16 protein-coding genes and 1 CRISPR repeat array are annotated in these 22,184 nt (G+C 62.4%); of the genes, 6 read left to right on the top strand and 10 right to left on the bottom strand.

All coding sequences use genetic code 11. The annotated features are described in order from the left end of the window. Positions 1-82 precede the first annotated feature (82 nt). The 3 genes from QMF81_RS09070 (at position 83) to QMF81_RS09060 (ending at position 3,801) form a co-directional block, all read left to right on the top strand. Complete coding sequence (locus QMF81_RS09070; RefSeq protein WP_281750485.1) at positions 83-1,651, top strand: ATP-binding protein; 1,569 nt, start codon at positions 83-85, stop codon at positions 1,649-1,651. 89 nt (positions 1,652-1,740) lie between these two features. After that, positions 1,741-2,733 (top strand): WYL domain-containing protein, encoded by a 993-nt coding sequence (locus tag QMF81_RS09065; protein WP_281750484.1) that lies wholly within the window; start codon positions 1,741-1,743, stop codon positions 2,731-2,733. An 816-nt stretch (positions 2,734-3,549) separates the two neighbouring features. Continuing rightward, the gene (locus tag QMF81_RS09060) at positions 3,550-3,801 is read left to right on the top strand and encodes a hypothetical protein (RefSeq protein ID WP_281750483.1); all 252 of its coding nucleotides are present in this window, start codon (positions 3,550-3,552) and stop codon (positions 3,799-3,801) included. Between the two features lie 9 nt (positions 3,802-3,810). On the opposite strand, the gene QMF81_RS09055 is transcribed toward QMF81_RS09060, so the two are convergent. The 10 genes from QMF81_RS09055 to cas3 form a co-directional block, all read right to left on the bottom strand. Next, complete coding sequence (locus QMF81_RS09055; protein WP_281750482.1) at positions 3,811-4,119, bottom strand: phage virion morphogenesis protein; 309 nt, start codon at positions 4,117-4,119, stop codon at positions 3,811-3,813. Further along, positions 4,109-4,288, bottom strand: a complete 180-nt coding sequence (locus QMF81_RS09050) for a hypothetical protein (RefSeq protein ID WP_281750481.1) — start codon at positions 4,286-4,288, stop codon at positions 4,109-4,111. The genes QMF81_RS09055 and QMF81_RS09050 overlap by 11 nt, the downstream gene beginning before the upstream one ends. Positions 4,289-4,455: 167 nt before the next feature. Further along, positions 4,456-5,070 carry a hypothetical protein gene (locus QMF81_RS09045; RefSeq protein WP_281750480.1) on the bottom strand — a complete coding sequence of 205 codons (615 nt, stop codon included), beginning with the start codon at positions 5,068-5,070 and terminating at the stop codon, positions 4,456-4,458. After that, entirely contained in the window at positions 5,057-5,200 is a 144-nt protein-coding gene (locus QMF81_RS09040) for a hypothetical protein (protein ID WP_281750479.1), read from the bottom strand. Before QMF81_RS09040 ends, QMF81_RS09045 begins: the two co-directional genes overlap by 14 nt. A gap of 41 nt (positions 5,201-5,241) precedes the next feature. Next, a CRISPR array of direct repeats spans positions 5,242-9,080; the repeat unit is 36 nt; unit sequence GCTTCAATGGGGCCGAGGCGTGTGCCTCGGAAATGC. 204 nt (positions 9,081-9,284) lie between these two features. Further along, positions 9,285-9,572 (bottom strand): CRISPR-associated endonuclease Cas2, encoded by a 288-nt coding sequence (gene cas2, locus QMF81_RS09035; RefSeq protein ID WP_281750478.1) that lies wholly within the window; start codon positions 9,570-9,572, stop codon positions 9,285-9,287. Positions 9,573-9,575: 3 nt separating this feature from the next. Next, positions 9,576-11,249 (bottom strand): CRISPR-associated endonuclease Cas1, encoded by a 1,674-nt coding sequence (gene cas1 / locus QMF81_RS09030; protein ID WP_281750477.1) that lies wholly within the window; start codon positions 11,247-11,249, stop codon positions 9,576-9,578. A 10-nt stretch (positions 11,250-11,259) separates the two neighbouring features. Next, on the bottom strand, positions 11,260-12,738 hold the full coding sequence (gene csb2, locus QMF81_RS09025) for a type I-U CRISPR-associated protein Csb2 (RefSeq protein ID WP_281750476.1): 1,479 nt from the start codon (positions 12,736-12,738) through the stop codon (positions 11,260-11,262). A 62-nt stretch (positions 12,739-12,800) separates the two neighbouring features. Next, complete coding sequence (gene cas7u / locus QMF81_RS09020) at positions 12,801-13,817, bottom strand: type I-U CRISPR-associated RAMP protein Csb1/Cas7u (RefSeq protein ID WP_281750475.1); 1,017 nt, start codon at positions 13,815-13,817, stop codon at positions 12,801-12,803. A gap of 57 nt (positions 13,818-13,874) precedes the next feature. Then, entirely contained in the window at positions 13,875-16,061 is a 2,187-nt protein-coding gene (csx17, locus tag QMF81_RS09015) for a type I-U CRISPR-associated protein Csx17 (protein WP_281750474.1), read from the bottom strand. Next, positions 16,061-18,529 carry a CRISPR-associated helicase Cas3' gene (gene cas3, locus QMF81_RS09010; protein ID WP_281750473.1) on the bottom strand — a complete coding sequence of 823 codons (2,469 nt, stop codon included), beginning with the start codon at positions 18,527-18,529 and terminating at the stop codon, positions 16,061-16,063. The genes csx17 and cas3 overlap by 1 nt, the downstream gene beginning before the upstream one ends. Positions 18,530-18,835: 306 nt before the next feature. On the opposite strand from cas3, the gene rfbC reads away from it, so the two are divergent. The 3 genes from rfbC (at position 18,836) to qrcB (ending at position 22,143) form a co-directional block, all read left to right on the top strand. Next, complete coding sequence (gene rfbC, locus QMF81_RS09005) at positions 18,836-19,402, top strand: dTDP-4-dehydrorhamnose 3,5-epimerase (protein ID WP_281750472.1); 567 nt, start codon at positions 18,836-18,838, stop codon at positions 19,400-19,402. A 144-nt stretch (positions 19,403-19,546) separates the two neighbouring features. Next, positions 19,547-20,086, top strand: coding sequence for a menaquinone reductase multiheme cytochrome c subunit QrcA (gene qrcA, locus QMF81_RS09000; RefSeq protein ID WP_281750471.1), 540 nt, complete (start codon positions 19,547-19,549; stop codon positions 20,084-20,086). Between the two features lie 11 nt (positions 20,087-20,097). Beyond that, a complete protein-coding gene (gene qrcB / locus QMF81_RS08995; RefSeq protein ID WP_281750470.1) occupies positions 20,098-22,143 on the top strand; it encodes a menaquinone reductase molybdopterin-binding-like subunit QrcB in 2,046 nt (681 codons plus the stop codon). The last annotated feature ends 41 nt before the right edge of the window (positions 22,144-22,184 follow it).

Genomic DNA, 22,184 nt, shown 5'->3' with positions numbered 1-22,184 from the left:
TATCGCTGGGGAGCGGTGTTTTGACTTCCCGTGCCCCCGTGGGTACACAACAAACGTCTCCCTTTCCGGCATGGAGGTTTCCATGGAGCGCAAGAAACTGCCCATCGGCATCCAGACTTTTGCCAAGATCCGCCAGGAAAACTGCTATTACGTGGACAAAACGCCGTTCGTGGCGCACCTGGCCGAGAACGGCGGCTACTACTTCCTCTCCCGGCCGCGGCGCTTCGGCAAATCCCTCTTCCTCGATACCCTGGCCGAGGCCTTTGCGGCAAACCGTGCGCTCTTCACTGGCCTTTATTTGGAAAATCATTGGGATTGGGAGAAGCGCCATCCGGTGATCCGGCTCTCCTTTGCCGAGGGGCGGCTTGAGCGCCGCGAAGAGCTTGATCGCAGCATCCGCCGCCAACTGCACGAACATGCGCAGCGATTCGGCATGACGCTTTGCGACCTGGAGGACATCCCGGGGAGCTTCGGCGAGCTCATCACTGGCGCAGCCGAGCGTTTGGGCGAGCGCACCGTGGTGCTCATCGACGAGTACGACAAACCCATTCTCGACAACCTCACCGATCCGGACACGGCGCGGGCCATGCGCGAGGGCCTGCGCAACCTCTACTCGGTGCTCAAGGGCCGGGATGCGGACCTGCGCTTCGTGTTTTTGACTGGGGTGTCCAAGTTCAGCAAGGTGAGTCTCTTTTCCGGGCTCAACAACCTCAACGACATCACCGTGGATGAGCGCTACGCGACGATCTGCGGCTATACCGAAGACGATCTGGATGCGGTCTTCGGCCCGGAGTTTACCGCTGCCGCCAAGGAAGACCGCGCCCTTGATCGCGATGCCGTGCGCGCCTGGTACAACGGCTACCGCTGGGGAAGCGAAGAGAGTGTCTACAACCCGTTCGATGTGCTGCTGCTCCTGCGCCAACGGGAATTTCGCGCCTGGTGGTTCGAGACCGCCACCCCCACGTTTCTCGTGGAGTGGCTCACGCGCCATCAGTTCTTCACCCCGCGTCTCGAGCGCCTGTACGCCGACGACGCCCTGCTTTCGGCCTTTGACGTGGAGGCCATCGCCCCTGAGGCCCTGCTTTGGCAGACGGGCTACGTCACCATCACCCGCGTGCACCGCAGCGAAGACGGGGTGGAGTACGAGCTGGGTCTTCCCAACCGCGAGGTGCGCATGGCCCTCAACCGCGCCCTGGTGCGGGGCTTGGTGCCCGAGCTTCCGCACGCCCCGAGCTTTGCCCTCACCACCATGCTCAAGGAGGGCGACGCCCACGGCCTGGGCGAGCACATGCGCAGCCTCTTTGCCGGCATTCCCGCGGACTGGTACCGCAAAAACCCCATGGCCCGGTACGAAGGTTATTTTGCCAGCGTGTTCTATAGCCACCTGGCGGGCCTTGGGGTGATGACCATCCCGGAGCGCATCTGCACCCCGGGGCGGTTGGACCTGGTGGTGATCGCCGGGGCAGTGGTGTGGATCTTCGAGTTCAAGGTCATCGACGGCGACACCCCCACAGGCGAGGCCCTGCGGCAGATCCAGGAAAAGGGCTACGCCGCGGCCTACCGGGGCAAGGCAGCAGTAGCGCGGGTCGTGGAGGTGGGGGTGGAATTCAGCACGGCCAAACGCCAGATCGTGGGCTGGGAGGTGGCATAGTTGGCACTTAGGCTTGGTAGGGACAATGATTGCATGCCCCGATGCATGCTGGTCGGAGCTGACGGAATGCAAGACGAGGGAAGCGCGGCGTGAACACGGACCGTATCGTCACGATTTGTCGCATGCTCTCGCTTTCGCGGCGAGCAGTACCGTTGCAGGTGTTTCTGGATGAGCTCGAAATCTCCCGCGCCACTTTCAAACGCGATCTTGCGTCCTTGCGTGATCGGTTCGGCGCCCCCATCGTTTATGATCGCGATGCCGGGGGCTATCGTTTCGATTCCTCCTCCCCGGATGGGTCAGTCTACGAGTTGCCTGGGCTATGGTTTTCCGCAAGTGAGCTCTACGCGCTCCTTGCTGCACATAGGCTTCTGGAGCAGATTGAGCCTGGCATCCTTGCCGACCATCTCGCGCCCCTGCAATCGCGGTTGGCGGAACTCCTTGGTGCTGGTGGTCATCCGGTGCAGGAGATCGAGCGGCGCGTGCGCATTCTCTCCATTGCACGCCGCAGGGTGGAGCCGCGCTTCTTTGCCCACGTCGCTGCTGCGTTGATGCGTCGTCATCGCATCGAGATCGATGCCTGGAACCGGGCGCGCGATGAGGTCAACACCCGTGTCGTGTCTCCGCAGCGACTGGTGCACTACCGTGACAATTGGTACCTGGACGCCTTCTGCCATTGGCGCGGGGCGTTGCGGAGCTTTGCCCTGGATACGCTGCGGCGTGTGCGCCTTTTGCCGCAAAAAGCGCAGGAGATCAGCGACGCCCAATTGGACGCCCACTATACCGGCGCGTACGGCATTTTTGCAGGCATGCCCACTGCGCAAGCGGTACTGCGCTTTTCCGCCGAGCGCGCCCGTTGGGTGCGTGCCGAGGTGTGGCACCCCAAACAGCAGCAGGAAGATCTGCCCGATGGCGGCCTGCGTCTGACCGTACCGTATGCGGATGAGCGTGAGTTGATGATGGATATCCTGCGTCATGGTCGGCATGTCACCGTGGAAGCCCCGCAGAGCCTGCGTCAGCGCATGGCTGAAGAGGTGGCGGTGCTGGCGGCTCGGTATGGGGTTGGCCTCGCATCCGCTTCGTGAGCGCTTTGTTGCGCCTCGTCTGGCTCCCGGCTGCGCACCGACTACATCTCAGTGCGTTGTGGAGCGGGGAGAATCTGCCGGACAGTCGTGGCCATAGACCCAAAAGCCTGATCCCTTGGTGAGGGCTTGCCACGGTGGGGGGCTACCATTTTTCCCGAGATGGCTCGGTTTGGAACCCCGGCCCCATCACCACCGCAGCCGTGCACACGTGGGGTCTCAAACTCTTCCCGATATGGCCCGGCGGTGCGACGGTTCATCCCTGCACGGGCGGGGAACACCTGGTGATCGAGCAACGCGGACCGGCACGGGGCGTTGGGTGACGAACTCCCGGCGGTTGTCCCGCCTGGAGGCGGAATGGATGCCGAAATTTGCTGTCTGCTGAAGTTGAAGTGAGGCCGCGCCGGATCGGCCTCGTGGGGCTGGCGTGGTGGCTCCCCTCCCCACCACGAGGGCTTTGCGACCCCGGCGGGTCAATGTCCCCGCCAACCTTCGGTGTCCGGTGCACCTTCAGCATCTGCCGGGAGATTTTGCCGCCAGCTCTTGATCAAGGTGTAACCGATCACGCCTGCGTGTCAACGTTCAAGGCTCGTGGCGGTAAGTAACGCAGTCGGTGACACGGAAATGACGGCCGGCACCACCGCTGCAACCGGCCACACCCGCGGTCCGATGAGAAAAGTTCCCAAGATGGCGGCGTCCCTTGGGACGGAGCCATACACCAGCAGCGCGTATTGAGGAAAGCAAGGCAAGGAGTATGAGTATGCGTCCGAACATGACTGAATCATGCAGCGATGGCAGATTACGTTAACATGTTGCTGCATGGATTTTCGGGCACTTGCTTTTTGTCTTTTGCCTTCGGAAATCGACGCGTTGGAGGTTGATGAACTGAGGGAATGGGTGCGGAGCTTCGACACCGTCGAAGAACCTCGCCAGGAGTTGCTGGAATTCAAGAAGCGCTGCAACCGTCACCGGCTGCTCCAACGGCACGGCCACGTCTCACCGGCCCAGGTGCGCGACGCCCACGCGGTGATCGCAAGGCGGCGTGATTTGGTGAAAATCGTGCCCAAGTAATTGGGGGCATTACCCCGGCCTGCTTGGCCGAGAGCTGCCCACGGCCACCGAATCGCGCCCGGCTTCGTAGTGCAGCCGCGACGTGACGAAGCTCTTGCTGCCGACGAGCGGCTTTGTCCCCTTCTTGCGGGCCATGGTCGCCGGGCTGTTGGGGGCGAAGCGCGCCCCGGTCCAGTTGTGCCCGGCCAGGATGCGGTCGTGGCTGCCCTCCACGAGGGCCTGGTCGACGAGGTCGAGCGCCGGTTGCATGTCCTCCAGGCGGCGCGATATGCTGGCAATAGCCTCGAGGACGGCGTCATCAACGACCTCAACCTTCACGGACGCGCTCCTTGATTTGCCTGATGCTGCGCACGTCGTCGAGCGCGATGCGCAGCCCCTCGTCGTCCGGGTGCTCCAATATTGCCGCCTCTAGGGTGCGCTCCCACCGCTCAATCTCCTCCATCGGAGAATACGGTGTCAGCTCATGATCTACTAGGGTCCAACTCATCGACAACCTCCATCGCCCACTCTGGGACGGGGCCAATCGCTCGGTACTCAATAACGCGCGCGCGGTGGAGCAAGGCGTTCACTATGTGGAAATGGTATTTCTCGACCTCATGCCGCGGGACCGTGCCGGCCGCGACGCGCTCGATAACGACGGAGAATACCCGGTCATCATACGCTTTGTGCAGCGCTGGCAGGGCCGGAAGGCTGCTGGCGTCGACTGTCGCCGCGTACACCATGCTTTTGTCGTTCGCGACTGCATATATTCTGCGCAAACCATTTTTTGCGGCCAGCTCTAGGTCTGGGCAGCTCAGCGACGACCCGCCCGGATGGTTGTGGACTAGCACCCGCCCCCGCAGCTCTGCGCTCTCTTGCGGCGTAAACCCAATATGTTACGTCGCCGCGCTTGGTCCAGACAATCCCGTCGTCGCCAACCAGCGCCCCATATTCAATGCCGGCGGTGGCGTCTTTCAACGCCCTGGCGACCACGTCGTCCAGGGCGCTGCGCAGCGGCCCGCCCCGGACCATGTCGATGTCCTCCATCAGGGCCGCCGCCACGCTTACCGGCAGCGATGCCGCCTTGCGCTCTATGGCCCTGGCCGTCTCCTTTGCCGTCGCCCCCGGCATGTAGCCCCAGCCCTTGTCGATCCCGACCTGCTCGCCGGTCTTGGGGTCAATGGCGTCCCAGCCAGCGGGCGGCTCGGTGTACCCCGGCTTGCCGCCCAGGCGCGCTGCGCTCTTTGGCCCGGTCGTCCCCACACGACGCGGCAGATCAAGGCCGAACAAGACCGATGATCCAACCCAGAGGCATGGCTGCCAATGGCGAGAGCACAAGGCCGATGAGAATACCGGCAATCAGGCTGGCGTCCGTGGCCCATGCCAGCGCGGCGGGGGCGAGAATGACAACGGCAATCATAGATTCAGCATAGCATGTCTGGGAGCACGATCAATATTGGCTGTTTACATGGGCCGAGGCGTGTGCCTCGGAAATGCCGCCTGGGGCTGCTGCGCATCGAGTCGCGAGCAGCCGCTTCAATGGGGCCGAGGCGTGTGCCTCGGAAATGCGCTGCGCAGGTAAGACCAACCGCAACGCCATCCCAAAGCTTCAATGGGGCCGAGGCGTGTGCCTCGGAAATGCGCGGGATCGGTGGTGGGATCGGTCTTCGGGCTACTGCTTCAATGGGGCCGAGGCGTGTGCCTCGGAAATGCGCTGCTCCGACACTACTCGCACGCCGGGGTGCTCCATGCTTCAATGGGGCCGAGGCGTGTGCCTCGGAAATGCCCCGTATAGGAAGGCACGATATAGCCGTCCTGCACGTGCTTCAATGGGGCCGAGGCGTGTGCCTCGGAAATGCATCGTGTGTGCAATGGGGGTGAGCCCCAGGTTAGGAGCTTCAATGGGGCCGAGGCGTGTGCCTCGGAAATGCCCGCTCGTCCCGCCGAGGTCTGTAAAAACGCGGATAGGCTTCAATGGGGCCGAGGCGTGTGCCTCGGAAATGCCTAACCCGCCTGCTCGCAAGCTGCGCCTGCGCGGCGTGCTTCAATGGGGCCGAGGCGTGTGCCTCGGAAATGCCCTGGTTGACCGCTTGCTGGTCGTGAAGCAGGCCCGCCTGCTTCAATGGGGCCGAGGCGTGTGCCTCGGAAATGCGTCGCGCGGCGTGAGACTTGTGCGTGCGACGCAAGACGCTTCAATGGGGCCGAGGCGTGTGCCTCGGAAATGCGGGGTCCAGGGGGAACCCCTGGCAAGCTAGTTTGAGCGCTTCAATGGGGCCGAGGCGTGTGCCTCGGAAATGCCATACAGCGGCAAGCGTGCGCTAGTGGTCTTTTTATCGCTTCAATGGGGCCGAGGCGTGTGCCTCGGAAATGCGAGTCCCTGTGCCGGACAACAACAAACTGATTGTCCGTGCTTCAATGGGGCCGAGGCGTGTGCCTCGGAAATGCGATGACCGCGCTGGCACAAGAGACGAGCACAGCGGCGCTTCAATGGGGCCGAGGCGTGTGCCTCGGAAATGCCGTGGCGTCCGTTCTCGCGGGCCGCATCTACGAGAGTGAGCTTCAATGGGGCCGAGGCGTGTGCCTCGGAAATGCTCGGCAAAGCGCGCCCAGTCGCGCATGGCGTAGGACTTGCTTCAATGGGGCCGAGGCGTGTGCCTCGGAAATGCAAGGCCCCGCACAGGGCGGGGCCTTGCACCATAACACGCTTCAATGGGGCCGAGGCGTGTGCCTCGGAAATGCACCGGCGGCACTCATCTCACGCAGCTGCCCACGGGGCTTCAATGGGGCCGAGGCGTGTGCCTCGGAAATGCCGCCCGCAGCCTCCGCACCCATAGCCTCCGCACCAGCGCTTCAATGGGGCCGAGGCGTGTGCCTCGGAAATGCGGGGTGCAAAGTCCGGTGGCCGGGGCGCGACAGCTGACCGCTTCAATGGGGCCGAGGCGTGTGCCTCGGAAATGCGCATCATGCACGCCGTTGGGCAGCCCGCGTTTCTCGCGCTTCAATGGGGCCGAGGCGTGTGCCTCGGAAATGCACTCGCCCAGCGCGTCCAACAATGACACCACTGCGGTGCTTCAATGGGGCCGAGGCGTGTGCCTCGGAAATGCTACTGCTCAGCGACGATCTTGATTTGCGCGAGCCGTGTCGCTTCAATGGGGCCGAGGCGTGTGCCTCGGAAATGCGCCTGTGGGGCAATGTGTGGCAGATGGTGGATGGCCTGCTTCAATGGGGCCGAGGCGTGTGCCTCGGAAATGCCGTGACGGCTGCCACCAAGGCCCGGGCGAAGGCCACCGCTTCAATGGGGCCGAGGCGTGTGCCTCGGAAATGCGCCCGCTGATGCGGCCAGAGAGCCGGCGGAAGGCACGCTTCAATGGGGCCGAGGCGTGTGCCTCGGAAATGCCCGATGCCGGTTGGGCATCTCGAGTTTGCCGCGACCGGCTTCAATGGGGCCGAGGCGTGTGCCTCGGAAATGCAGCGCCACCATTACTAGCTGTTTGGGAAGCCATTCCCTCCGTAGCTTCAATGGGGCCGAGGCGTGTGCCTCGGAAATGCAGGTAGGGGGGGGTTATTATCTTTTTTTTCGTGACCAACAGCTTCAATGGGGCCGAGGCGTGTGCCTCGGAAATGCAGCGAGCCCGTATTCATGCAGAGACCACGAATCGTAGCTTCAATGGGGCCGAGGCGTGTGCCTCGGAAATGCGTAGCCACAATCAATTGGGAATAGTACATTCCCGCAGGCTTCAATGGGGCCGAGGCGTGTGCCTCGGAAATGCGCCCAGATCCTCGCTATTACAAAAGCAGGATGTTCAAGCTTCAATGGGGCCGAGGCGTGTGCCTCGGAAATGCACGTTGGCACCAAGTCGCCACATCGCTCGCAGAACCCGCTTCAATGGGGCCGAGGCGTGTGCCTCGGAAATGCGCTTGTGATTGGCGTTTGGCAACTTGCATTTATCGCATGCTTCAATGGGGCCGAGGCGTGTGCCTCGGAAATGCCCTCTGAGGAAGGAAACAACTTGACCAAACCCACCGCTTCAATGGGGCCGAGGCGTGTGCCTCGGAAATGCCTGTTTGTCCGTCTTCCTTGGTACGATGCGGAAGAGCTTCAATGGGGCCGAGGCGTGTGCCTCGGAAATGCTCTGAGATGTGGCAAATATACCCGCATTCTGAACAAATGCTTCAATGGGGCCGAGGCGTGTGCCTCGGAAATGCGGGGGGGGAAGTATTATCTTTTCTTCCGTGACCAACAGCTTCAATGGGGCCGAGGCGTGTGCCTCGGAAATGCGTTGAACGTCCAAAGATTCGTATTCTGCGATTTTTACCGCTTCAATGGGGCCGAGGCGTGTGCCTCGGAAATGCGCCTGGCCTCATGTCACTTCTGCGGAGGATGCGGCAGCTTCAATGGGGCCGAGGCGTGTGCCTCGGAAATGCTTGATTATCGTTGATGACCTTGAAGACGCCGAAGAAGTGCTTCAATGGGGCCGAGGCGTGTGCCTCGGAAATGCGCTCCCCATGGAGCAATGGGGCGTGGACGCCGCGACGCTTCAATGGGGCCGAGGCGTGTGCCTCGGAAATGCGAGGGAGGGGGGTGGCGCTGGTGGGAAAGAATGCGGGCTTCAATGGGGCCGAGGCGTGTGCCTCGGAAATGCTCGTCGGCTTTCTGCTAGCTTGTTGGCGTCAGCCTGTGCTTCAATGGGGCCGAGGCGTGTGCCTCGGAAATGCTATGCCCGAAACTTGCCACGTTTCAGCAGGTAAGGAAGGCTTCAATGGGGCCGAGGCGTGTGCCTCGGAAATGCAACCCCTCGCGGGGATTGGATTGTGTTGCCCAGGGATTTGCTTCAATGGGGCCGAGGCGTGTGCCTCGGAAATGCGGAGGGCGCGGTCGGTAATCCCCGGGCATGTGGAGAGCTTCAATGGGGCCGAGGCGTGTGCCTCGGAAATGCCTAAGGAGGTGGTGGGGGGACGAAAACGAAGAAAAGGCTTCAATGGGGCCGAGGCGTGTGCCTCGGAAATGCATGCAGCCCGGAGGGGACCACCCCTGCCTGATACCAGGCTTCAATGGGGCCGAGGCGTGTGCCTCGGAAATGCCAGGCGCTGCTCGATGTCCGCGAGCAGCCTGACGCTGCTTCAATGGGGCCGAGGCGTGTGCCTCGGAAATGCTAGCGACCTCCTAGTATAGCGGCACTGCCAAATAAACCGCTTCAATGGGGCCGAGGCGTGTGCCTCGGAAATGCCGCGAGCAGATCCGCCTTGGCCGCGCCCGCGACCATGCTTCAATGGGGCCGAGGCGTGTGCCTCGGAAATGCGGCTCTTTCGAGAGCCTTTGCTGGGCTTCGGATGGAGCACCTATTGGCGAGTGCTGCGCCCTTCTAGGGAAGAAACCGGGAAACAGGCAAGGGCTGATCTCTTCATTCATGCGACAACTTTTCTTTTTTCAAAGAACATTGTGTTTCGAGCGCTGTCGTGGCTGTGGCGTGGCATTGCGGTGCTCGCAGAGATCCGGCGCAACGCTATACGATAATCGGCTTGCGCTCAATGGGGGTGAACTCCTTGCCTAGGCTGCTGATCTGGGTGCGAATCCGTTCCGCAGGCCCGAGGTCGATGATGAGCACGTGGTCCTCCTGTTGGCGGATGGCTGTTTGCAGGGCCGCTCGGAGCTCTACTTCCCGCCGACGATCGAGCCGACATTGAAATACGGAGAGCTGGAGCCACTGCCCAAACCCATTCATAATGCGGAACACACGGCGCCAGCGCCTGGGATTGGTGATATCATAGGTGACAATGAAGAGATGTTCCATGGCCTATCGAGTAAGAAAGTTTGGATATTGCGGAATTTCGCCTGTCAGAAAACGGATGAGAAGGCGGGCCTGCACCTCCAGAAGACGTCGGTAGCTGATGCGGTATCCGAAGATGGGGTGCGTCACTTCTTGTTGCATACGGCGTTCCAAGGTGGCGATGAATCGTTTGCGGCCATTGTCCGTGAGGGCACATCCATGGGCAGAAACAATAAAGTCCGTTGGGTGTACCTCGCCGTTGTTGAGGGCCATGAGTACGGATGAATCTGCGATGAGCGGGCGGAAGGGTTCCATCATATCCAAGGCTAGGGCGGGGCGACCGAAGCGGGGTTGGTGGTAGAAGCCTCGGTAGGGGTCCAGACCGACGGCTGAGAGCGTGATGTGCCATTGGCGTGTGAGCATGGCGTAGGCAAAGGACAGGAGGGCATTGACGGGGTCCCGAGGCGGCCTGCGGTTTCGGCCCATGAAGTCGAATGGCGCGACCAAGGTTTCTGGCCGCAGCATGCAGGTGAAGTGCTGGAAATAGAGCCGGGCTGCTGTCCCTTCCATCCCTAAGAGTTCTTGCAGGGAAGTCGTTCGGCGGACCTTGCGCATGAGGTCTTGGAGGGTCCGCAATACTTGCGCAGAAGTCGAGGTCTCGGATCGCCAGTTGCGGCGCAGCAAGGTGCGGCAATTGGCGATCTTGGAGGCAATCCAACCTCGAGCAAGGCGCAGACAGGTTGAGGCGTCGAAGCTGGCCCGGTATTGTGCGGTGCGAGTTTCCACGTTGCGGTGCCCGAGACCTGTGGTGTGCCCCACGAACCATCCACCGTAGGTATGCCATGAGACGGGGATCTCTCGGCGTAAAAGCTCGTGGAGGAGCGGAGAGGACAGCTGCGCGGTGCCAAAGAGGACCACTTGCGAGACTTCTCCCAGCCGGGCTTCGGCCACCGGCGTTTTGTCTTCTTCCACGATGATGCGTTCGCCGTCCTTACGGAGCCACGCCCGGGGGGATTGGACATAGAGCGGCAGGGCCGCTGGGTCTGCGGCGGCAATAGGTCGGGGGATAAGACCGTTTCCTCCCAAGAACCGCGTTTCGTCGGGAAGACAGATGCCTGCCAGTGAGCAGCGCGGACATTTGGGACTGTCTTCCAGCGGCGGAGGGATAGTCGTGGACTGGGCCATTTGACGAAGGCCAGCGATGGCGGCTTGGGTCAAGGCGATGAGTTCGTCATCCAGAGGGATGCGTACCCGCTCCCGGGAGGCGGCATAATACAGGATCCCCGCTGCACATTGGTAGCCGTGTTCGCGCAGCAACAGCCCTTGCGCGCAGAGCTGTACCCGTTCTGCGTCGTAGGCCCCTCGGGCCGTATGGGGGCGCTTGCCGCGTTTGTAGTCCACCGGTGTCGCTTCGTGCCCTTCGGCCTCGACGATATCCAGCCGGGCGGTGATGCCCAGAGATTCCGAGGAAAGCCACACCGAGCGGGCATGGATGCTTTGGTTTTCGGCATCGGCCTTTGGGAGGTTGCCCGGAGCCGCATCCACGCGGCTGTGCACTCCCTTTCCTTCCACCGTATCCGCCGAATCCGCCCACTCGCCCTGCACCCATTCCAGATAGGCCAGACGGGGGCAGTAGACGAACTCGTTGAGCATGCGCGCCGGGATGAGTCCTGGCGCTCCAGGACGCACGTCGTCGGACATGGCGGGCCCCCTAGTCTGCGGGCACAAACAGGCCGAGGCCGAAGTGGCAGGCGTAGCCCAGGGCCAGTGGCCCGGGCACCGGTTCGGCAAACTCAATCTCGAAGCCCTTGCCGAAGTCGTTGCCACGCCGGCCATTACCTAGCACGCGCTGCTGGCGAAAGTTTCGCCAGGGGAGTGTGCGTCCGTTCAGGGAGAGAGCCTCTACGGTTTCGATGCGCACCGGGGCTGGCAAGCCTCTCCGTTCGAGCTCCTCGCGTAAGTTCATTTCCGGGAGCTGTTCTCGGGGAAATGTATCCCGCTTGGAGCCATATTTTTTGTAATGCCGTGTGACAATGAAGGGCGTGGCCGAGCGCCAGCGCCGGGCGGCGGGGGCCTTCTCCTGTGCACCCAGCCAGACGACATGCATCTCTATGCCGCCGGGGCCACGTGTTTTGCGCCATGCGTCCAGCGCGCGCAGTTCATGAGGACCGAACCCTTTGGCAGCATACAGGATGAGGTGTTCCAGTTTGCCATCGCCATCCTCATCGACAGGCAGGAAGAACGCATGGTGATGTTCGGTGGCGGGTGTTCCATTGGTCTGTTTGCCGGAGAAGAGGTCTGAGGCCGCGCCATCGAACAACTTACCGAAGATGCCTTGCACGCGCCGGCGCGCCAGTTCGGCCACATACACCGTCTCGGTGACGCGCGGGAGAACCGGGCCGTCAAGGGCGAAGCGCAGCAAGCATGGGCGGTTTTCTGCGCGCACTCGGCGCTGGTGGGCCGGGGGTGGCGGCGTCAGGGCGTTCGCTGGCCGCAGGTAGGTCACCCAGCGCGAGCCGGGAGGGTCAGACCAGCCTTCGGCGTGCAGGTCGGCGGTCTCGGCCAACAGATTCCATTGGGGATCGGGTTGGTGCGCTTTGCGGCCGTAGCTCCATTGATTCCAGTTGTGCGGGTCGAGGCAGAGCACGCGTACGGCTTCGGTGCGTCCGGCGGTGGGGCCATGAATTTCGCCGGTCTCTGCATCTACCCAGGCGCAGGGCATGCCGTTTAACGCATCCCAGTTGGCGAGCCGCGCCACACACCAGGTTTCGGCGCGGCCCAGGTAGTTCAGCCGGCTCAGCACGCGCCCCAGCGCCTCCTGTTCGGCAGGCGTGAGGTCCGCTTCGGGCCAGGATATTCCCAATTTGGCATCGGTGGTGAGGGCGATGAATCCGTCGAAGACGAGGTCTGCATCGCCTTTTATTTTCTGGGTCAGGTAGTGCCGGGTGTGGCCGAGGGTGGCCGGCGGCAGTTTGTAGAGAGGCGGCGCGGTGAGTTTGGCCAGCGCGGTAGGGAGGTGCGCGTTTACCAACGTATCGCTCGCCAAGGTACGCTTCCACACCGCGACGAAGGCGCGCAGCAGACGCCATGGCGCTGGTGGCCAGTCGGGAGTGGCCTCGTTGACGTGCCGCCTCCAGCCGGTGGCGTGATAGCGTCCGTTGGGAAAGGAGAGCGCAAGCGTGACTGCCATGATGATCGATCCTTTTTCAGGGGTGGGTGCAGTGGTGTTCGCCAATGCCGCAGGGGGACGTACTATACCCCCTCTGCTTCCTCTCCTTCTTCCTGTTTGTTCTTCTTGCCTTTGGAACTCGTTTGCTTGGGTTCGTATCGCACCGTGGTCACGGCGGGATCGGCGAACAGCCCCTTTGCGGCGCACGTAGCGATCAGACCAGGCAAGGCCGACTCCAGCTCGGCCAGTGTGGGCAGGGTGTAGCCGTCCGGGCGTGTCACTTGCAGGGGTGTTTTGACTTCGAGATCGCAGGCGGTGCGCAATCTCAGGCCGCGCACCAAAAAGCTCTGCACTTTGAAGAGCGCTAGCGCAATCAGCAAGTTTATAGCTTCTTCGGGCAGCCCATAGCCACGCAGGAGCGCCAGGTCGAGGTTGAAGTAAGCGGTGATGTCTTCGGCCACGAACTCGGTGCGGTGGAAAGGTACATTACCAAAACCCTGTCGGGTATCGCCCGACGGATTGACTTGGTCGTTTTTCACACCGCCGCTCTCGGCCGGACGCACATTGCGCGCTTCGATGAAGCCGGAGAGCGCGCGCGTGAGGCGCAGACGCCCACCGGCGAGGTTGCTTTTGGCAATGAACACGCCGTGCAACACAGCGTTGATGTCGTATTTGCAAACGACTTTTGCCAGACCAGCAATGTTCACTGGCCTATCGCTATCACCGGTCTCCCTTTTCAAGAGATCGAAAACGGTGGTATCATTGCTTTCGAGAATGTACGGTGAGTTCAGACGATGCGCTTCCAAGACAGAGGCGGTAAGGAATTGCCCGCTGGTGTCGAGCACTTTGATGTATGGCAGGCCCTGGAGACAGGCGACAAGGTCGTTGGCAGCGTCATTCCATCCGGCAGTTTCCATGCGGTTCGCCACCGATTGGGCCGATTCGACGAGGAGCATCTCGGTGCCGTCGGCCAGGGTGTAGCGCGCCGCGCCCAAATCCGGGAAGCCGGTGGGCTGGAAGCGCTCGCCCTGGAGGGGCTTGAGACTGGCTTGCATGAGCAGACGGGTTTCGTTTTTGAGCGGAGAAAAATCGAGTGTCATATGCGTGTCTCCTTTTTCGGCAGCTCGAAGGGGTTGCCTCCAAGCTGCGGGTTGAAATTACCACGTTGCCTCTTCGAAGACGTCCTTTGCCACAGCGGCACGCAAAACCAGTGACGCGAGCCGCTGTGGTTGGGAAATTGGAATGCTGAGCGCTGCCGGCAAGCGCGCCAGCATCGGGCCGGGCAGGGTATAGTCCATCTGCCGCGCGCCGCGCCCCGACATGGGGCCGGGCATGGGCACATAGCCGGAAGCGCGCAGGCGCCGCGCAGCCGTTTCGCAAGCGGCGTTCAGGCGGCCGGCGCGCAGGTGCGTGAGGGTGCTCGGTTCCGGTTTGACAGGTTTATCGCCCTCTGTCCTCAGTGCGTGATATTCCGGCAGGAACAACAACTTGAGCAGTGCGTAAGCGCGTGGGATGGGTTGTGGTGTTGGGGCCGACCGGGTGAGGGTGAGGTCTTCCCAACTGGCGTTCTGCACATCAATCAACATCAGCCCCCACAGCCATTCCGTCAGGCGATCGTCGTCCACCTGACCGGCGAGGAAGGCCGTGATGTCGTCTGCGTCGGCCGAGAAGCGCGATTCGAGCGGCAAACCCTTCAACCCCAAACGGGTTGCGTCCATCAAACGGCGTTCCAGCACGGCTTGCAAGTTGCGTGGCAGGTCAGTGCCGCCCCACACGGTGGCATAGCGATCTTGTGGCTCGGCCCACGTCCAACCCCATTTGGTAGGCGAGACGACTTCGAGGTTGGTGCGCAGCGCGCCTACGCCGCCGGTGGCGCGCATGGCCGCCAGGGCCAGCGCGATGCGGAACTCTGGCGAGTCTTCCTGCGCCGCAGTCAGCCATGTTTTGGAAAGCAATGGAACAGGGCTGACCGCGTACTTGCTCTGGCCGATGATGCCGGGTTTCTGCGCATTCAGGGCCAGGGCGTGCTCGCATTGCCCCAACGCGCGCACAATTTCGCCGAAGCGCATCGCGCCGCCGAAGCGGCAGTAATCGAAGATGGCTTCGTCGAGGCGGCGCAGGGCAGCGCTGAAGCGCGGCTGGACGTTGTCGCCGGCGCAGGCGCGCCGGAAGCGGTCGAGCCAGTCATCGAGCTCCACAAGCAAGCCGGTGTGTTCCGCTTGGACATGCGTGTCAAAGCCTCCCAGTGACACTGCGAGATACGCCTTGCCGCTCCGCTTGAGAAAGCCATAGCGAGCAAATCCAGATAGACCCCGGTCAACGCCCAGCCCGGCGACGGCACGGGCAAAGTCCACAGCGTTGCGCGCCTGGCGCTTGCCGATCTGCGCGCGCCCTTCGGCAAAGACTTGACGGACTTCGTTGAGTTGCGCCGGGTTGTTCCAGAGAGGGAGCCAGACTTCACCGCGTGAGTCTTCACCTGGGTTGAGAGAGCCGTTGCCGACTGCGGTCATATTCACGGTGAACGGAAAAGAGCCCTTCTCCCCGGCGTGGGCATCCAACCGACGTGTGACCGAGCCGGCCATCAGCAGCGCCCCCTCCAGCATGAGCACGTACTCCCAGGGGTTGACCTGAGAAATGCCCTCCATGCCTTGTCCGGCGTTGGGGCCGCCTGCGCGCCCGGGGTCAAATTGTCCGACGGCAGCCGACATCAAATCTCTGGCCGGCTCGCCAAACAGTGCATTTCTGAGCCAGACTTTTGACTCGGGCGCCAGCGCTTCACCGGCAAAACCGATTTCCACCAAGCGTTGCATCAGGTTTTGGGTGAAATCAAGACGGCCATCGTTGCCGCCGCTGCCAAGAATGGGAGGGAACTTCTGCCCCTCGTTTTGGAGAACAATCGCGCTATCCATCCAGGCTACGAACTCATCCGGCAGTTCGCGGCGATAGCGCCGGAGCAGGCGATCTTTCGCTTCATTTTGTGGCTTGCTGGTCTGTTTCAGCTCCTTCAAGATGCTGCGCACCTGGGCGATGATTTGCCGGTAAGGGGCGAGACGAGGCGATTTACTCTTCGAAATTGCTTCTACAGCCTGCTTGTTATCCTTTTCGAAAAAGCCGCTGCCACCTGCCCATGGCGCCACAATCGGCGTGGGCGTGTAGCGTTGCTGAAAGAAAGCCAACAGCTCCGCCTCGCCCAGTGATGTGTGCAGGACGAAGGTATCTCCCTCCCAGGCGGCACGGGCGGCTGGATCGGCCTGCTCGGCCACCAGGCGGAATACGCCCAGCGCTTTGAGGTACGACATCAATGGCTCAGGTCGGCAGCCGGGCAAGCGAATTTTGTTAGTCATTAGGAGACCTCCGGGTGGGCTTTGGCACTGGCGCGGCGGTCGGCGGCGCACAACAGCGCTTCGAGGTAAGCCAGACGGAACGGGCCGTAATTTTCCAGCAGTTGCAGTACGCGCTCGGCCCAACTGGGCCGGCCGTCCTCGCTGAGACCGAGTTCCATCGGGGCGAGCGAGAAGGTGACTTCAGGCGCGGTCACGCCGCCACCCAGCTTCACGGGCGGCATCCGGTCGCCCTCCCACACGCCGCGCGCAAAGCGTTTGCCGTCGGGCGCGGGCTTTTCGCCGGGCAGCGAGCGAATGGAGACGCGCACCTTCCCATGATGAGCGGCGACGAGATACCAGGCGAGATCAGGATGGCCCTGGGCCAACATGGCCAGCGCACTGGCAAGTTCATGGCGGAAATGGGGGTGTTCGTAGGGTGCGCTACGACGCGCGGACTTGCCCCAGCAGTGCAGTGCATCTGGCAAGTCAAAATCCGGTTGGGCAGTGGCGGTAAGCGCGTTTTGAAAGACGTAGTAGGCCTTGCCCCAATCGTGCCAGCGAGCGGCGTGGCGCAGTTGGCGCATTTCTTCTGCTGTCAGCAGGTTGCCCAAGGCCTGAACGATGGCGTCCATCTCCTCCACCACCTGATTGGTGTGCGCCGCGATGGTCTGCCAGATTTTGCGCTCGGTAGACCAGGGATCGCTCTCGTTGCCTTCTGGCTTCTGGCCTACGCTACCCAGCGGCGTGACGGGGGCGGCAAGGCTTATGTCGAAGCCTTTCTCGGCAGAGTAGCCACCAACGCTTGCATGGAGCAGGTAAATCTGGCCGGGGGTGATCCGCTCGGCGCGCGTCCAGCGATCCTCGAGGAAGTCCCAGCGCCAGCCGTTTTTGCTCAACCAGTCGCGTGTTTCCTTGTTGAGCGGTGTGGGGCAGAGTTCATCGCGGCCTGGCTCTGGCTGTGGCTCTGGGCGATTGGGGGTGTCACCCTCCCAGTCCCGCCAGAACACCTGCACATCGTGTTCATCATTCTCGCGGATATAGAGCGAGATATCGATATCAGCGCCGGTCAGATCGGGTGTCGTGTCGAACAGTTCCTCGACGGTGCGGCGGCGGATGACGTGTTCGGCGGCGTAGGGATACAGGGCCGTCAGCCGCTTCTCCGGCAGCTCGGCTAGATAGTCGTGCAGGGCACGTGGGCCAACCTCGCTCAGCGCCTTGAGCTCCTTGCGGGCGGCCTCCAGTTCTTCGGGCGTGTAGGGCGCGGCGCCGCCTTTCTTCCCGGTGTCCACATCCACCCAGAAAACCTCCGCCTGCTCGAACTCGCCCTTGCGGTTGCACCGCCCCACCCGCTGGACGAACGAGGCCCACGGCGAGAGTTCAGTGAACAGTGTGCGCGCCGAAATGTCCACGCCGGCTTCCACCACCTGCGTAGCGATGACAATGCCGCCGCTCTTTTCCATCTCCAACAGTTGTTGCAGTTTGGCCTTTCGTTCGGGGGGACGGAAGCGTGAGTGCAACAGGAGCAGATCCGGCGCAGGCTCAGATGGCGGTTGCTCGGCGGTCTTTTTGCCTTTGCGCGGCGTTGGCCGAGTTGCCGCCCTGAGCGCCTCGTACAGCGCCGCTGCTTTCTTCACGGTGTTCACCACCACCAGTGTCAATTGACCATTCTGGTGCGCGCTGTGGATTTCCTCGGCCAGCTTCTTTGGGTCATCGGCCATGTTGCGGGCTTTGCTCAATGCCTTGCAGGCATTCAAGCGCCGGGCAAGATCGCTCGTTGCGTCTTGCCACTCGTCATGCATCAGTCCATGCAGATCCAGGCTGGCCACCTTGGGGCGGAAGTCCACTGTCGCCAGCCATTCCGGGCGCAGGGTGGCGGAGACCCACAGCGTAGGGCTCTGGCCCCACACGCCAAACTTCTCGCGGAAGGCGGCCAGCTGTGCGCTGGTGGCCAGGCCGCTGCCCATGAGCTGCACTTCGTCGAACACCCACAGGCAATCATTGTTGAGGAGGCCATACGGCAGGGGCCAATGGGCGCGGCCCAGCGCGTAGCCGCGGTTGAGGGCGCGCGAGAGCAGCATATCCTGCGTGCCGATGAGCACGGCCTCGCGCTCAGGATATAAATCCCAGTCGTTGTCCGTTTCGCCGCCCATCAGCACATGGACCCCAATTTCCTCGGCCAGTTTCAAATTGTCCATCCAACGTCGCACGCGCGCTTCGGTTTGCTCCACCAGCACGCGCATCGGCAGGCAATAGACCAGCCGGCGCGGCGTTTGCTGGCGCGTTTGGCTCTCTGCAAAGCGCCGGCGCCACAGCCAGGCGAGCACGATAGCTTCGGTCTTGCCGGCGCCGGTGGGCGCTTCGAGTAAGTCGGGCCATGATGCGCGCTGGGCCAGATGGCTTTGATAAGGATATGGTCGGCAGCCTGTGGCGCCTTGGAACATCTCGTCAAAACATGCAAATAGCATAACGGGCTCCTTGGAGAGATTCATGGCGAGTCCCCTACCACCTCCTCGGGCTCAAAACCTGAGCCTGCGGCATCTTTGGGGGCGCCCTGCGTTGTCGCGGGGTGCGGCTATGGCCGTTGCAGTGGGCCGTGGGCGTCCGGTGCACTTGGGCTCCTGGCGTGGAGCATGGTGGGTTCTCCCGCCTTTGGGTTCATGCGGCGTGCTTCTAGCGGAATACGCGGCGCGGTGTCCACGACATCGGGAAATCGGACTCCACGCATTGGGGTTTTGGGTTGCCTCGGCCTGCGCCTTGAGGTAGCGGACGCTACCGTTTTCGATGGAGGTGCGGCGATGGAGACACGGACGACGTCCATTCCCGGGGTAGTGCTGGTGCGGCCGCGGCGCTTTGAGGACGAGCGGGGGGCCTTTTGCGAGACCTATCGCGAAGACGTATGGAGTGCTGCAGGGGTTGCCGCCCGTTTCGTGCAGGACAACACCGCCTGGTCGCTTCGCGCCGGCACGGTGCGGGGACTGCATTTTCAGGTCCCGCCCCATGCCCAGGCCAAGCTGGTGCGGGTAGTGCGGGGGCGAATCTTCGACGTGGTGGTGGATCTGCGTGAGGATTCGCCGACCTTTCGGCGCTGGGAATCTTTTGAGCTCGATGCCGCATCCCGTTGGCAGCTCTTTGTGCCCAAAGGCTTGGCCCACGGCTACATGACCATGGAAGACGACACCGAGGTGGCCTACAAGGTGGACGCCTACTACGCTCCCAACGCCGAGGCCGGTATCCGCTGGGATGATCCGGACCTGGCCATCCCCTGGCCATCGTTTGCCCCCATCGTCTCGCAAAAAGACCGCATGCTTCCCCTGTTGGTGGAAAGGGAACTCTGGTGGGATACGGAGGTATGGGAAGGATAATTGCAATTATCCGAGCAGGTTATATGGTGTCTGGTCTCGTGATTTTTTTCATAAAGTCTTGACAGGGCCAAAGGCTCGTGCGTAGAGCTCGGCATTATTTTTTGTTGTTTTTTCAACATTTCAACGCGGTAGGAGGAGAGGACCGTGGCAAACTCGAAAAGCAGCGTCGTTCTGCCGTTTCTCGTGGGTGTGGTGGCGTCGCTGGTCCTGGGGTGGTGGGCATTCCCCAAGGTCTTGTACAGTCAAAAGACCCAGCCCATCCGCTTCGACCATGTGGTGCACGTGGAAGGTCAGGCCATGACATGTGACCAATGTCACACGTACCGGGAAAACGGCTCCTACGCTGGGCTCCCGACCACAGCGGCCTGTGCGGATTGCCATTCGGACGTGCAAGGAGAGGATCCGGAAGAGCAGCGTTTCGTCACCGAGTACGTGCAGCAGGGCAAGGAAGTGGAGTGGCTCGTATACCAGTACCAGCCGGACAATGTCTATTTTTCCCACATCGCGCACAAGGATATCGAGTGTACCAAGTGTCACTTGGATGTGGCCAACATGAAGAATCCTCCGGTGTACTATGAAAACCGCATCTCTGGATACAGCAAGAACACCATGAAGATGTGGGAATGTGAGCGGTGTCATGCCCAAAATGGCGCCAGTAACGCCTGCTTCGTATGCCATAAATAGAGGAGTGGGACATGGGACTTGATAGAAGAAGTTTTATTTCTCTGGTGGCAGGCGGCGTTGTGGGCAGCCTTGCCACTCCGGTGGTGTGGAAAACCTTGGATGACGTGTCCATCTGGTCGCAGAACTGGCCTTGGATCCCTCGTTTGAAGTACGGCGAGGAGACACTCCTTCCCTCCTTGTGCAAACTGGGTACGGATGCCTATGGCGTGCAGGTGAAGCTGGTGGCCGGCCATCCGGTGGCGGCGTACGGCAACCCCGAGCATCCGCTGAGCCGCGGCGGGATCTGCCCCTTGGGCGCGGCCAGCGTGCAGCTCCTCTATAGCCCGTCTCGGGTGCGCAGCCCCAAAAAGCGCGTGGGTAATTCCTTCGAGGACATCTCGTGGGAAGAAGCCGAGGCACTTTTGGCCGAGCAGCTCAAGTCCGCAGGCAAGGACGTGGCCTTGGTGAGCGGGGATGACACCGGCACGGCGGCCGAAGTCCTGGCTGGCCTTGTGGCGGCCTTGGGTTCGCAGCAGGCCTATTTCATGCCCAGCGAGGGCGCTGCCGCTGCCGCGGCCTTGAAGCTTTTGGGCGGCGACGGTCTGGTGGGCTATGACTTGGAAGGAGCGGACTATGTGCTCCTTTTGGGTGCCGACGCCCTGGGCGCGTGGGGGACGACCCTGCGCAACGCCAAGGCCTTTGCCGATGGCCGGGAGCGGGCCGTGCGCGTGGTGTACGTGGGTCCGGCCATGACCGCGACCGCTGCGGTGGCCGATGCCTGGATTCCGTGTACGCCGGGCACTGAGGGCGTTGTGGCCATGGGCCTGGCCAATATGATCCTGGAGCGCCGTTCGCCGTCCAAAGTGGCGGGGCTGGCGGAGTTCCGCAAACAGGCTGCGGGCTTTACCCCGGACGCGGTGGCCACGCGCAGCGGCGTGGCGGCGGAAACACTGCTGGGCCTGGCCAAGGAACTGCTTGCCGCAGGCAAGCCCCTGGTGGTGCCGGGCACGACCGCGGCCCAAGGGCTGGCGGTGTCCGACGCCGCGGCCGCTTTGGCGGTCAATGTGCTGCTCGACCGCATCAACATGCCGGGTGGTGTCATGGTGCTGCCGTGGGGTCCCAAGGTCGTGGCCGCCGCCCCGGACAAGAAGGCCATGATGGGCCGCGACGTGGTGGGCTATCTGGCCGCCGTGGCTGCGGGGAACGCGCCGGCGCCCAAAGTGCTTTTGGTGCATGCCGCCAACCCCGCCTACGCGCTGCCGGATCTGAAGACCGCACAGACCGCCTTGGATAAAGCCGGGTTTGTGGTGTCCTTCAGCTCCTTCATGGACGAGACTGCGGCGCAGGCGGATCTGATCTTGCCCGATAGCCTCACCTATGAGCGCTACGACGACGCCTACACTCCCTATGGTTCGGGACAGGCCAATTACACCATGGCCGCGCCCATCCTGAAACAGCCGCTCTTCGCCACCAAGGCCGCCGCGGACGTGGCCCTGGGGGTGGCATCCAAGCTGGGCGCCGATCTGGGCTTTGCCTCCTTTGAGGATGTGCTCAAGGCCAAGGCCGAGGCCCTGGGGCTGGATTTCGAAGCCGCGGCCACGGGCTCGGTCTGGTTGGGGACGGAATTCGCCGTACAGCAGCTGGATCTGGCCAAAGTCCAGGCGCCGGCCTCTGCGGCCACTGCCGCGGACCTGACCCTGGTGCCGGTAGCCAATTTGAAGATCGGCAGTCCCAAGGTCGCCACTCCGCCCTTTGGCACCAATGCCATCAGCCCGCGGGAACTCCAGGGCAAAGACATGGTGGTGGCCATGAACGCCGCTACGGCCTCCAAGCTTGGGGTGCGTGCCGGCGACGCCGTCACCCTTTCCGGGGCGGGCGGTGAGTGTCGCGCGCGGGTGCGCATCTTTGAAGGCGTTGTGGACGGCGCGGTGATGGCGCCGCTGGGCCTCGGCCATACCGCATGGGATGCTTTTTCCAGAGGCAAAGGCGCCAATGTGTTTCAGATCCTGGGCACGCAAGCGGACGTGGCGGGCTTTACCCGGTTTGCCACTGCACCGGTGGGCGTGCGCAAGGCCTAAGGCGTCACTTTTCTGCACCCTGGAAAAGAGAAGAGGATAGC

It is taken from the genome of Thermodesulfomicrobium sp. WS (assembly GCF_027925145.1).
In the GTDB taxonomy this organism is placed as follows: domain Bacteria; phylum Desulfobacterota; class Desulfovibrionia; order Desulfovibrionales; family Desulfomicrobiaceae; genus Thermodesulfomicrobium.
Note: the sequence above shows the minus strand (reverse complement) of the source record. Positions and strands in the feature narration are given on the sequence as shown.